Below are 13,437 nucleotides of genomic sequence, written 5' to 3'. Positions count from 1 at the left end.
GCCCGAGAGCCACGGATGTACCGACTCGAACGGATCACGACGTGGAAAGAAGTCGACCGGCCACGACGGATCCGCGAGAACCAGACCCTGGCCACCGTCGCCGCAGCGCTCATCGACCAGTGGGAGCACGACCACGCGATAGAGGTCAGCGCCACCATCGACCAGACCCAGATCGAGCGGGCGCAACGGATCTTCGGCCTACGACTCGTCCCGGACGACCATCTCGTCCCGGACGACCATGAAGAATCCGCCACCGGCCACAAGGTGACGATCCGCTTCCTGCGTCTGGAGGACGTGCGTGCACTGCTGCCGTTCGGGAGCGCCATCACCGTGCACAGCCCCACCGAAGCCAGGGCTCACCTCCGCGACCTCGTCACCGATCTTGCCCACCACTACGCACCCTCACCACCGTCCTGACCCGCAACACCTAGGCCGCCACCGTCACGACCGGGAATCCCGGTGTACGGCGGACCCGTCGCTCGGCGTCGACCGCGAACACCTCGCAACCGGGCCGGGTGGCGGCCCAGTCGACGCCCTCGGGGCCCATCGCGAACGCCGCGGTGGCCGTGGCGTCGGCCTCCGTCAGCGACGCGGCCACGACGGAGAGGCTGAGCAGTCCCGTCGCGGGGCGGCCGGTGCGGCCGTCGACGATGTGGTCGCCGCGCTCGTAGCGCGCGGAGGTCGCCACCGCCCCGTCGGTCAGCTCAAGGACCGTGCAGAGCTGATCGGCGTGCTCGGGGTGCCGTACGCCCACCCGCCACGGACCGCCGGCCACGACCACGTCGCCACCCGCGTTGAGGATGAAGCGCCGGGCGCCGGCGGCGGTGAGGAGTTCCGCCGCCCGCTGCACCGACCAGCCCTTGACGACCGCGCAGGGGTCGAGGGGGCGGCCGGGCAGCCGGACGTCGAAGGCGCCGCCGGTCGCGATCCGGTACTGCTCGCAGAGGTCGAGGACCTCGGTCAAGTCCGCGCTGAGGTCCCGGAGTTGGAGCTCACCGCGGTCGTAGCGGCAGACCTCGCTGTCCGGGCGGAACGGGCTGAAGCGGGCGTCGACCTCGCGCAGCCAGGCGAAGAGCGCGTCCGCGGTCCCCTCCCCGATGCCCTCGTCGTCGACCCGCAGCGACACCGGGAACCCCATCACATGCTCAACGCGGTTCATTTCAGGCGCCCTTGGCGTCGATGGCTGCCTGGAGGGACTGGACGTAGGCGTCACTGGTGATCGTGGCGCCGGACACCGTGTCGATCTTCGAACTCTGTGCCTTGAGGGTCTCCTCGATCAGCACCGGGACGGCCGCCGTGGTCTGCGGGTGGTTCGGCTGCTGGAGCATGCTCACGGCACTGATCTTGTCGCCCTCGAAGGTCACCTGCACCTGCACGGTGCCCTTGGAGGTGTTGATCGCGGTGCCCTGGACGACCTTCTTCGAGGAGGCGGCAGCCGATTCGGAGGGGGACGCCGACGAGGAGGACGACGAGGTGGCCGTAGGCGTCGGAGTCGGTGTCGAGACCGCCTCTGTAGTCGTCGAGGTGGTCGTCCCGATGGACGGCTCGTAGCGCCACACGGGGATCAGACCCGCGACGGACAGCACCAGGACAGGTATGACTCGCTTCACGATATGTCTCTCATCCCGCCAGGCTGAAGCGTTCGAAGTGGATCTGCTGCTTGGGTACGCCCATGTCGCCGAGGGTGCGGAGCACCGCGTTCATCATCGGCGGGGGTCCGCAGAGGAAGACGTCGCGGTCGGCGATGTCCGGTACCAGGCGGGCGAGTTCACGCGAGGACAGCTTGTCGGGGACGGGCGGGCCGGTGAGCAGGTGCAGTTCGGCGCCCTTGGACCGGGCCAACTCGGCCAGTTCGTCGTAGAGGACGGCGTCGCGCTCGGCGGAGACGCGGTAGAGGACGACCGCGTGGCCCTCCAGGTCCTCCAGCAGGGCGCGGATCGGGGTGACGCCGACGCCGCCGGCGATGAGCAGCGACTCGGTCTTCCTGCGGTGCAGGGTGGTGAAGGCGCCGTAGGGGCCCTCGGCGAAGACGCGGGTACCGACCTTGAGGTGGCGCAGGGCCGCCGTGCCGCCGCCGGCGGTCTTGGCGGTGAGGCGGAGGCCGGTGCCGTCGGGGGCGGCCGAGAGGGAGAAGGGGTTGGCCTGCCACCAGCGGTCCTTGGTGAGGAAGCGCCAGAGGAAGAACTGGCCTGCCTGGGCGGGGAGTTGGTGGAGGTTGCGGCCTGTGATGTAGATCGAGACGACGTTGTCGGACTCGGGGACGACCGCCGAGACCCGGAACTGGTGGCGGAGGTTGCGCCACAGGGGCAGGACCAGGCGGCCCAGGGCGACCGAGCCGAGGGCCACGCCCCAGACGGCGTACCAGTACGTCTTCGCGGCGGAGGACGCGGTGAACGTCGTACCGACCGCGACCTGGTGGGTGAAGGCGAGGACCACCGCGACGTAGGTGTAGAGGTGGATGAAGTGCCAGGTCTCGTAGGCGAGGCGGCGCCGGGCGTAGCGGGCGGAGGTCGCGCCGATGACGAGGATCAGGGCGAAGGCGACGAGCGCGCGCAGGATGCCCTCGGTGGTCTCGGCGAGGTCGACGACCTCGCCGACGGGACCGGTGTCGGTGCCCTCCGCGTAGCCGAAGGCGATGAAGACGAGGTGCCCGAGCAGCGTCCAGAGCAGGGCGAAGCCCGTCCAGCGGTGCCAGGAGGTCAGCCGGTCCATGCCGATGCGGCGGTCGAGCCACGGCAGGCGGGCCACCAGCAGCAGCTGGAAGGCCATGACGAGCGCGCCGTAGAGACCGAGGAGGCGGCCGATGACGATCAGCGAGTTGGAGGCGAATCCCGCCTGGGCGAAGAAGACGGTCACCACGGCGACGTTCGCGGCCAGCACGGCGTACAGGCCGGTGCGGGCCACCACCCTGGGGCGTATCGCCGTGGGGGGCGCAGGGGGTGATTGGACGGTCGTCACGGACAGCAGCTCCTTGATCGGGTCCTGGGAGACGAGCTTGACCTTGCAGGGCTGTCGTTTTCCTGTCGGACAACTTTCAAGTGGTTATCGATGTGGGTGTGGCGGTGACGCGGGTCTGGCGTCGATCGGTGGGTGAAGCACTATGAGCAGGTGGAAAAAGTACGACTCCTCGTCGTGGACGACGACCCGCCGATCGCCGACCTTGTCGCGACGGTCGCCCGGTACGAGGGCTGGGAGGCCGCGTGCGCGTACTCCGGTGAGGAGGCGCTGACCGTGGCCGCCGAGTTCGCACCGGACATCGTGGTGCTCGACCTGATGCTGCCCGGCCTGGACGGTTTCGGTGTGCTGGACCGGCTGCGGCGCTCCGGGACGATGGTGCCGGTGGTGTTCCTGACCGCGCGGGACGCCGTCGCGGACCGGGTCGCGGGGCTGACGCGGGGCGGTGACGACTACCTGGTCAAGCCGTTCGCGGTGGAGGAGCTGATGGCCCGGCTGCGGACCGTGCTGCGGCGCAGCGCCGGGCCCGGCTTCCCGCGCTCCGTGCTGCGCGTCGCGGACCTGACGATGGACGAGGACACGCGGGAGGTGCGCCGCGGCGACCACCTCATCACGCTCACCCCGACCGAGTACGAGGTGCTGCGCTATCTGATGCGCAAGTCGCCGACCGTGCTCACCAAGGCGCAGATCCTCGACCATGTGTGGGAGTACGGCTTCGGTGGCCGCTCCAATGTGGTGGAACTGGTGGTCAGCCGGCTGCGCCGCAAGCTCGACGAGGGGCACGATCCGTTGATCCACACCGTGCGCGGCTTCGGCTACGTGATCCGGCAGGCCGCCGAGTGATCCGGCGGCTGCGGCGGACGTACCGGCGGCTGCGGCTCGGCACCCGGCTGGCGCTGGGGCTCGGGGCGCTGGCCCTGGTGGCGTTCGCCGTCGTCGGCACCGCCCTGACGACCTACATGCGGGACTATCTGTCGAACCAGCTCGACGACCAGCTCGGGCTCGCCCAGGTCGCCCAGTCCAAGTCGATCGCGGAGAACGGCACCCTCCAGGGCAAGAAGTACTACCGCTGGTACTACGCCGTGTACGACGTCAGGAACGGCACCCCGGTGCTCCGCAAGCCCGAGGAGAGCTCGGACCTGCCGTCGGACATAGGCGACCTCAACGCCGTGGCCGAGGCGCAGATCGCCAAGGGCACCGAGGTCCTGAGCACGAGTGATCTCAGCGGCGAGGGCGAGTACCGGCTGCGCGGCTGCGAGGTCGAGCCCGGGGTGGTGCTGGTCAGCGGGGCGCCGATGGACGACATCGACGACACGGTACGACAGCTGGTGATCATCCAGGTGGTCGCCTTCGGTCTCGCCCTGCTGGCGCTGGTGGTGCTCGGCCGCAGGCTGCTGCGGCGCGGGCTGCAGCCGCTGAGCGACATGGCGCACACCGCGCACGGCATCGCCTCGCACGACCTGACCGACTCGGCGTCCCGGCTCCCGCTGCGCGCGGAGAACCGCGACGGCGGGCCCGAGGTGGAGGAGCTGCGCACGGCGTTCAACACGATGCTGGAGCACATCGACGACTCCCTCGCGGTGCGCGCGGAGGCGGAACAGCGGCTGCGCCGGTTCGTCGCGGACGCCTCGCACGAGCTGAGGACGCCGCTGATGTCGGTGCGCGGCTACGCGGACCTGTTCCAGTACGCGGCGGCGAACGTGCCCGAGGAGCGGGACAAACACCTGGCCCGGCTGCGTGCCGAGGCCGCCCGGATGGGCGTGCTCCTCGACGACCTCCTGCTGCTCGCGCGGCTCGACGCGGCGGATGTGGAGACCCCGCTGCGGCCGGAGAACGCGGACCTGGTGGAGCTGGTGGGGCAGGCGGCGGACGCCTTCCGTGCCGGGCACCGGGGCCATCCGCTGACGGTGACGGTTCCGCCGTCCCCGGTCCCGCTGCGCGTCGACCCGGTCCGCATCCGGCAGGTCCTCGACAACCTCCTCACCAACGCGGCCGTGCACACCCCGCCCGGCACCCCGGTGTCGGTGACGGTCTCGGTCGCCGCCGGCACGGCGTCGGTACGGGTCGCGGACGCGGGCCCCGGCATCCCGGCGGCCGACCGGGACCAGGTCTTCGACCGCTTCTACCGGGTCGACAAGGCCCGCAGCCGGGACCGGGGCGGCAGCGGGCTCGGCCTCGCCGTGGCGCGCTCACTGACGAAGGCGCACGGCGGCTCCGTGGAGCTGACGTCCGAGCCCGGCGCGACGGTGTTCACGGTGACGATTCCGCTGGGGGCGGCCTCGACCTAGGGGCTGTCGTTTGGATCAGTCCGGCGTCGCGGGGTCTGGCACGCCCATCTGCGGCGTTGTCGTCGGTCGCCGACTCCCCCACGCTCGAACAACCTCGCGCGGGGGGACCCCCATCGCGTCGACTCCCTCCTCCGCCTTGCAGCTGCACGCACCAGACCCCGCTCGGGTCGGCCAAGAGGCACCGCACCCCGCAGCCGGCCTGATCCAAACGACAGCCCCTAGGCCCAGCGCGGCGCTTGTGCCTACCATGGGTGACGTGGCGTCACTTGAGGCTCAGGACCATCAACTGGCTCTGCTTTTTCGGCAGTTGCCGCGCGTCGAAGCCACGAGGCCGCCACCGTCACATACCGCGCCACACGTTGTCGTAGGCCGCGTCCTCGACGGTCTTGCGCTGCCGTACGGCCTCCAGTTCCGTCACCGCGTCGTGGACGACGGCGATGACGGTGTCCAGCGACTCGTCGGTGACCTTCGCGGACTCCTCGTCCGACACGTCGCGGATGCCCGCCGCCGCGGCGAGTTGGGCGAGGACGGGTTCGTGCTCGGCCCAGCGGGCAGCCGCCCGGCTGCGGGCCGGGGAGTCGACCAGGGCGGTACGACCGGTGCGGACCGGAATCCAGCGCCCGCGCTGCCGAGCGACAAGACCCTCCTTCTCGAGCGCGGCGAGATAGGCCGAGGACAGGCCACGCCCGCGCCGCCACAGCCAGTCCTCGACCGACTCGTACGGCGTCTCCCGTACGAGCGAGGTCGACGCCTCGTTCAACAGGCCGTCCTCCAAGGGAAGTTGGGGGTTCGGCACGATCAAGTCGCCGTCCAGCGCGATGGCTTCGGCGGCGATGAGGTCGATCACCTCCGCTCCGGCGAGCGCGAGCGAAAGATCACCCGTCTCGACAGGGCGCTCGGGTGCGACGTCCAGGGCAACGATCATCAGGTCCCGCGGTGTGCTCATGGATGCCAACCTAGCGCGGCCTATGCGAGGGGGCATCGACACCCAACGTTTACATAATTCCGCCCCGCCGTCGGTCATGTTTCGGGACCGTGAGCCTCGGATGAATAGCCGGGGTTTTTGGACCGCTTGCGCCACTGCGGTCCGAATGGCGTGCCCTCTGAAGGAAATTGGCAGGGTTTTCGGTTGTTTGGGGGCCGGTTCCGGCTGGCTGGATCACTTCCCTCACCCCGTTGCTTACCTTGGCGTTGTTGACCCATGAGTAACAGTGGGGCTAGCTTTCAACCAGCCATCTCGCGTCTTGTGCGATTACATTCGGCGTCCCCGGCCGAAATCCCCCACCGTGCAGTTTCACCGTTTATTCGGAGAATCATGACGTCTGCCGCGCGCGCCGAAGACATGATCATTGGAATCACCCCGTTCCATGAACCGGATGCCCGACTCGCGGCGGCCGTCAGCCGCGCCGGCGGGCTCGGTGTGCTCGATCTGGGTATGGGCGACCGAAGATCGCGAGAGGCCCTGGCCCGCATCCGGCGCTGGGCCCCTGGCCCTTTCGGGGTACGGATCGGGGCCCACTGCCGGATCGCTCCCGCGGAGCTCCTGACGGGCGGAGGCGACAACCCCCACACCGTCGTCCTCGCCGTGGACGCGCCGTGGCAGGTGACCGAGGTCGCGGCCGCGTACCGGGTGCTGGTCGAGGTCACCGACCCGGACCAGGCGCTGGCAGCGGTCCGCGCCGGCGCGCACGGGCTGATCGCCCGGGGCGCCGAGAGCGGCGGCCGGGTCGGCGAGCTGAGCACCTTCGTGTTACTCCAGCGTCTGCTCGCCGAGCCCGGCGTTGACGTCCCGGTCTGGGCCTGCGGCGGCATCGGCCCCCGTACGGCGGCCGCGGCCGTGGCGGGCGGCGCGGCCGGGGTCGTCCTGGACAGCCAGCTGGCACTGCTCGCCGAGTCGGGCCTGCCGGAGGCGGCGGCCGCCGCGCTGCGCTCGATGGACGGTTCCGAGACCACGGTGGTGGCCGGTCACCGGGTACTGCTCCGGCGCGGCCCGGACGCCCCACGCGTGCCCGCCGAGCGGGTGTCCGAACTGCTCGGCGCCCACGACCCCCGCACCCAACTGCTCCCCGTGGGCCAGGACGGTTTCCTCGCCGCGCGGTTCGCCGAGCGCTGGGGCGACGCGGGCCGGACCGTACGCGAACTGACGGCCGCCATACGGGAGTCGGTACGCGACGAAGGACCCGCCGACGCGCTGCGCACCGGTTCCCCGATGGGCGAGGCGCTCGGCACCCAATTCCCCATCGCCCAGGGCCCGATGACCCGGGTGAGCGACCAGGCGGAGTTCGCCGCGGCCGTCGCGGCCGGTGGCGCCCTGCCGTTCGTCGCGCTGGCACTGTCGAGCGGCGAGCAGTCGCGGGCGGTACTGGCCGAGACCCGCGCCACCGTGGGCGAACGGCCTTGGGGCGTCGGGGTGTTGGGCTTCGCGCCCGAGGAGCTGCGCAACGCCCAGCTCGAAGCCGTACGGGAGCTGCGGCCCACGCACGCGATCATCGCGGGCGGACGCCCCTCCCAGGCCGAGGCGCTGGAGCGGGCCGGCATCTCCACCTTCCTGCACGTCCCCTCGCCGGGGCTGCTGCGGCAGTTCCTGGACGCGGGGGTGCGCAGGTTCATCTTCGAGGGCTCCGAGTGCGGCGGCCATGTCGGACCGCGCGCCAGCTTCCCGCTGTGGGAGGCCCAACTCGCCGTCCTGGACGACTTCTTGGAGAAGGCCGAGGCGGCCACTGCGGAGCGTGTCGAGGTGTTCTTCGCGGGCGGCGTCCACGACGAACGCTCGGCGGCGATGGTGGCCGCGCTCGCCGCGCCGCTCACCGCGCGCGGGGCCGCGGTCGGCGTCCTCATGGGCACGGCCTACCTGTTCACCGAGGAAGCGGTGACGTGCGGGGCGGTCCAGCCGCTCTTCCAGGACCAGGTCGTCCGGGCCACCCGGACGGCACTGCTGGAGACCGCGCCCGGCCACGCCACCCGCTGCGTACCGAGTGCCTTCAGCGACAACTACCTCGATTTCGAAGCACGGTTGCGCGAGCGGGGCGTACCCGACCGGCAGATCTGGGAGCGGCTGGAGCGGCTCAACGTCGGCCGGCTGCGCATCGCCAGCAAGGGTGTCGAGCGGGACGACGCCGGAGCGCTGACCGCCGTGGACGAGCAACGCCAGCTCACCGAGGGGATGTTCATGGCCGGCGAGGTCGCCGTGCTGCGGACCGCGACCACCACGATCGACTCCCTGCACCGCTCGGTGACCGAGCAGGCCGCCGACTTCCTGGCCGACAGCGCGCGAACCGCCCGCGCCCGCCTGGGAGTCGAGGAGAGTGTCGAGCCGGAGGCACCCGCGCCCCTGGACATCGCTGTCATCGGCATGGCGTGCATGTTCCCGGACGCCCCCGACCTGCCCACGTTCTGGGCGAACATCCTCGGCGCGCGCGACGCGGTGGGCGAAGTCCCGTCGGACCGCTGGGACCCCGCCGTGCACTACTCACCTGACAAGGACGGCGCCACGCCCTCGAAGTGGGGCGGCTTCCTGCCACGCATCCCCTTCGACCCGCTGCGCTACGGCATCCCGCCGACCTCCCTCGGCAGCATCGAACCGGTCCAGCTGCTGGCCCTCGAAGCGGCCCGGCGTTCGCTGGAGGACGCCGGATACGGCGACCGGGGGCGGAAGTTCGACCGCTCGCGCACCTCCGTGGTGTTCGGCGCGGAGGCGGGCAGCGACCTCTCCAACGCGACGACCCTGCGCGCCGTACTGCCCTCGTACTACGGGAAGATCCCGCAGGGCATCGAGGAGCAACTCCCCACGCTCACCGAGGACTCGTTCCCCGGCATGCTGTCCAACGTCATCTCGGGCCGTATCGCCAACCGGCTCGACCTCGGCGGCGCCAACTTCACGGTCGACGCGGCCTGCGCGTCCTCGCTGGCCGCCATCGACGTCGCCTGCAAGGAACTCGTGGGCGGGACCAGCGATGTCGTGCTGTGCGGGGGCGCCGACCTCCACAACGGCATCAACGACTACGTCCTCTTCGCCTCCGTGCACGCCCTGTCCCCCACCGGCCGCTCACGCGCCTTCGACAACTCGGCGGACGGCATCGCGCTCGGCGAGGGCGTCGCCTGCGTGGTCCTCAAGCGCCTCGCGGACGCGGAGCGGGACGGCGACCGGATCTACGGTGTCATCAAGGGAGTCGGCAGCTCCAGCGACGGCCGCTCGCTGGGCCTGACGGCACCCCGGCCCGAGGGTCAACGGGCCGCGCTGGAACGGGCGTACCGCAACGCGGGCGTCTCCCCCGCCGAGGTCGGTCTGGTCGAGGCGCACGGCACCGGGACGGTCGTCGGCGACCGCACCGAACTCTCCATCCTCAGCGAGGTGTTCACCGAGTTCGGGGCAAAGAGCGGCAGTTGTGCGCTCGGCTCGGTCAAGTCGCAGATCGGGCACACGAAATGTGCCGCAGGACTCGCCGGTCTGATCAAGACCGTGCTGTCCCTCTACACCGGGGTCAAGCCGCCCACCCTGCACATGAAGCAGCCCAACTCGGCGTGGCAGGAGGACAGCAGCCCGTTCGTCTTCCACGCGCGACCACGCCCGTGGGCGGCTCCCGCCGAGGAACGCGTCGCCGGACTCAGCGCGTTCGGCTTCGGCGGCACCAACTTCCATACGGTGATCAGGGCCTACGGCGACGCCGTACCGCCCGCGCACGGCATGGACGCCTGGCCCGCCGAACTGCTCACCTTCCGGGGAGCGGACCGGACGGCGGCGCGGCGGGGCATCGAGGAGATCCTGAAGCTCGCGGAGACGGGTCACTGGAAGCTGCGTGACCTCGCGCTCAGCGCCTCGCGACGCTCGGACGCCCGGCAGGAACCGGTGCAGGTGGCCGTGGTGGCCACGGATGCCGAGGGGCTGGTCGGGCAACTGCGGCGGGCGCTGGCCGGTGAGCACGATCCCGGCTCGGGCATCTACGAAGCCGACTTGGAGGGGGACACGGGCAAGGTCGCCTTCCTCTTCCCCGGCCAGGGCAGTCAGCGGCCCGGCATGCTCGCCGACGTGTTCATCGCGTTCCCCGAACTCCAGCACTATCTGCACCTCGGCCGCGACCACGCCGACGCGCTCTACCCGCCCACCGCCTTCGACGACACCGCCCGTGACCGCCAGCAGGCCGGTCTCACCGACACCCGGGTCGCGCAGCCCGCGCTGGGCATCGCCGGGCTCGCCGCCCACGCACTGCTGACCGAGGCGGGTGTACGGCCCGACATGGCGGCCGGGCACAGTTACGGCGAGCTGGTCGCCCTGTGCGCGGCGGGCGCGATCGCGCCGGAGGCGCTGCTGGAACTGAGCGCGGAACGCGCGGCGGCGATCCTCGAAGCCACCGGCGCGGACGACCCCGGAACCATGGCCGCGGTGGCGGCCGGTGCCGAGGACGTCGAGCAGGCCCTGAAGACGGCGGGCGCACCGGACTCGGTGGTCGTCGCCAACCACAACTCGCCTCGCCAGACAGTGATTTCGGGTCCCACGGAGGCGGTCACCGCAGCCGTACGGATGCTGCGCGACGCCGGTCTCGGCGCGAAGCGCATCCCCGTCGCCTGCGCCTTCCACAGCCCGCTGGTGGCGGGGGCGGGTGAGCGGTTCGCGGAGGCCCTCGCGCAACAGCCGGTTCTCACGCCCGAGTTCCCGGTGTGGTCCAACCGCACGGCGGCCCCGTACGGCGAGGACGCCGACGCGGTCCGGGCCGAACTCGCCGCGCAGATAGGGGCGCCGGTCGGCTTCGTCGCGCAGATCGAGGCGATGTACGAGGCGGGGGCGCGGGTCTTCGTGGAGGCCGGTCCCGGCTCCGTGCTGACCCGGCTGGTCGACCAGATCCTCGGCGACCGCCCGCACCGCACGGTCGCGTGCGAGCCCCGGCAGGACAGCGGGCTGCGCGGCTGGCTCGACGCGGTGGCCCAACTGGCCGTCGCGGGACTGCCGGTGCGTACCGGATGGCTGTTCAACGGGCGCGACGCCGTCGACGCGGCCCGGACTCCTGTGCCCTCGCGACCCGGTTGGACGGTCGACGGACAGCTCGTCCGTACCGCCGCCGGAGCACTCCTGCCCGGTGCCCTCGCACCGGCCCGACGCGTTGTGGAGACGACTGTGACGACGAACCCTCAGGGCGGTACCCCCGTCGAGGTGAACAGGGACGCGCTCATCTCCGAATTCCTGCGCACCAGCCGGGAGATGGTGGCCGCGCAACGGGACGTTCTGATGACGTACTTCGGCGCGGTGCAGGGGGCGGTACCCCAGGGAACATGGGTTCCCGCACCGGCGCCCGCGGTCATCGAGGCGCTGCCGCTGACACCCGCCCTGCCGGCGGCCGTCGTCGAGACTCCCGTCCCTCAACAGCCCGTCGCCCAAACCGAGTCGGCGCCCGAGGCCGTCACCGAGGCCGACGTGCTGCGGGTCGTGCTGGAGATCATCAGCGAACGCACCGGCTATCCCGTCGACATGATCGAGCCCGACCTCGACCTGGAGGCGGACCTCAGCATCGACTCCATCAAGCGGGCCGAGATCGCCGGTGAACTCGCCCAACGGCTCGGTATCGGCGGCGGGATGGACGTCGCCCAACTCGACGACGCCGAGTTGGAGGACCTGGCGAAGGCCCGTACGGCGGCCTCCGTCACGGGCTGGCTGTCGGCACGGCTGACCGGGCCCGCCGTGGAAACGGCAGCCGATGCGCAACCGGTCGACAGCGTCCCGCAGGACGAGGTCACCGGGTCCGCGCCCAAGCGGCTCCAGCTGCGCCCGGTGCTGCTGTCGCACCAGGACGGTGACAACCCGGCCGACCCGGCGTCCGTGCTGAGCGGCCGACGGTTCGTCCTCTACGGCGACGGTGAAGGCTCGGAGGCGGTCGCGGCCCGGCTCTCCTCTTACGGCGCCGACGCGGTGACCCTCGCCCCCGACCATCAACTCACCGACGCCGACGGCCAGGTGGACGGCATCCTGTACCTCGCGCCGCTCACCGCATCGGCGCCGGTGCTGCCCGACGCGTTCCCCGTGTTCCAGGCCGCACTGTCGCGTGGCCCGCGCCGACTCCTCGCGGTACAGGGGGCGGACGGCGGATCGGCGGGGCTGCACGGGCTGTTCCGTACGGTGGCCCGCGAGTATCCGGACACCGTCGCCCGGGTCGTCGAGGTGGCGGACACCGCACCGGACGCCGTCGCCGACGCGCTGATCGCCGAACTGCTGGCGCCCGACAGCGAACCGGTCGTGCTCCGAACAGCCGCCGGGCGACGCGGACTTGAGCTGGTCGAGACACCGCTCGGCGCGCTCGCGACGAACGGCGCCGGACCGGCAGGCGACGGGGTCGCGGAGGCCTCCGCCATCGGGCTCGACCGCGACTCGGTGGTCCTGCTGGTGGGTGGCGCGCGGGGCATCACCGCGAAGTTCGCCGTCGCGCTGGCCGCGGCTTCCCGGTGCCGTATCGAACTCCTCGGCAGGACGGCCGCACCGGCCGGCCCCGAGGACCCGGCGACCGCGGGTGCCCGCACCCCGGCCGAACTGCGCGCGGCCCTCGCCGCCAAGGGTGGTGGGCTCACACCTGCCGAGATCAACCGCACCGCCGAACTCCTGCTGGCCCAGCGGGAGATCACCGCGACCCTCGACGAACTCGCGGCGCTCGGCAGCCAGGCCCGCTACCACTCCGTCGACTTCCGCGAACCGGACGCGGCACTCCAGGCGGTCAAGGAGATCCACGCCGAGCACGGCCGCCTCGACGGTGTCGTCTACGCCGCCGGCGTCATCGAGGACCGGCTGATCGCCGAGAAGACCACCGAGTCCTTCCAGCGGGTCTACGGCACGAAGATCCACGGCGCCGAAACCCTGCTGTCCGCCCTGGAGGAGTTGCCGAACGGGCCCGCGTTCGCGGTGCTGTTCGGCAGCATCTCCGCAGTCCTCGGCAACCGTGGCCAGGTCGACTACGCCGCCGCCAACGACGCCCTGCAGAGCCTGGGTTCCGCCTGGTCCGCCCGTACCGGGCACCGTGCGCTCACCGTGCACTGGGGACCGTGGGCGCCCACCGGTGGTCACCACGGCATGGTCACACCGGAGTTGGGACGCGAGTACGCCCGGCGCGGTATCAGTCTGATCGACCCCGAGGAGGGCACCTCGGCTCTGCTGCGCGAGCTCGCCTGGGGCGACGAGTCGGCCGGAGCCGTCGTCTACACCGCTTCGGGCTGGTAG

General features: G+C 71.5%; 7 protein-coding genes and 1 pseudogene. 4 read left to right on the top strand and 4 right to left on the bottom strand.

The genetic code is table 11. From position 1 onward, the window contains the following. A pseudogene (locus OO70_RS31600) lies at window positions 1-417 on the top strand (transcriptional regulator); the annotation flags it as partial. A 10-nt stretch (window positions 418-427) separates the two neighbouring features. Here OO70_RS31600 and OO70_RS31595 read toward each other — a convergent pair. From OO70_RS31595 to OO70_RS31585, 3 genes are read right to left on the bottom strand one after another with little or no spacing between them, the layout of a single operon-like run. Next, window positions 428-1,159: an FAD:protein FMN transferase gene (locus OO70_RS31595; RefSeq protein ID WP_043678539.1), complete on the bottom strand. Its 732-nt coding sequence runs from the start codon at window positions 1,157-1,159 to the stop codon at window positions 428-430. Between the two features lies 1 nt (window position 1,160). Next, window positions 1,161-1,610 carry an FMN-binding protein gene (locus OO70_RS31590; RefSeq protein WP_043678536.1) on the bottom strand — a complete coding sequence of 150 codons (450 nt, stop codon included), beginning with the start codon at window positions 1,608-1,610 and terminating at the stop codon, window positions 1,161-1,163. A gap of 10 nt (window positions 1,611-1,620) precedes the next feature. Further along, entirely contained in the window at window positions 1,621-2,958 is a 1,338-nt protein-coding gene (locus OO70_RS31585; RefSeq protein WP_043678533.1) for a ferredoxin reductase family protein, read from the bottom strand. 150 nt (window positions 2,959-3,108) lie between these two features. Between OO70_RS31585 and OO70_RS31580 the strand changes: the two genes are divergently transcribed. Both OO70_RS31580 and OO70_RS31575 read left to right on the top strand, forming a co-directional pair. Further along, window positions 3,109-3,798: a response regulator transcription factor gene (locus OO70_RS31580; RefSeq protein WP_078651629.1), complete on the top strand. Its 690-nt coding sequence runs from the start codon at window positions 3,109-3,111 to the stop codon at window positions 3,796-3,798. Next, on the top strand, window positions 3,795-5,243 hold the full coding sequence (locus OO70_RS31575; protein WP_043678528.1) for a sensor histidine kinase: 1,449 nt from the start codon (window positions 3,795-3,797) through the stop codon (window positions 5,241-5,243). Before OO70_RS31580 ends, OO70_RS31575 begins: the two co-directional genes overlap by 4 nt. Before the next feature lie 340 nt (window positions 5,244-5,583). Here OO70_RS31575 and OO70_RS31570 read toward each other — a convergent pair whose 3' ends face one another. Next, window positions 5,584-6,189 carry a GOLPH3/VPS74 family protein gene (locus OO70_RS31570; protein ID WP_043678525.1) on the bottom strand — a complete coding sequence of 202 codons (606 nt, stop codon included), beginning with the start codon at window positions 6,187-6,189 and terminating at the stop codon, window positions 5,584-5,586. A gap of 369 nt (window positions 6,190-6,558) precedes the next feature. Between OO70_RS31570 and OO70_RS31565 the strand changes: the two genes are divergently transcribed. Further along, the gene (locus OO70_RS31565) at window positions 6,559-13,437 is read left to right on the top strand and encodes a type I polyketide synthase (RefSeq protein WP_043678523.1); all 6,879 of its coding nucleotides are present in this window, start codon (window positions 6,559-6,561) and stop codon (window positions 13,435-13,437) included.

Origin of the sequence: Streptomyces xylophagus (assembly GCF_000716435.1) — a bacterium.
GTDB classification, from domain to species: Bacteria; Actinomycetota; Actinomycetes; order Streptomycetales; family Streptomycetaceae; genus Streptomyces; species Streptomyces xylophagus.
The sequence above is the reverse complement of the archived record's forward strand: the minus strand, read 5'-3'. Positions and strand labels throughout refer to the sequence as shown.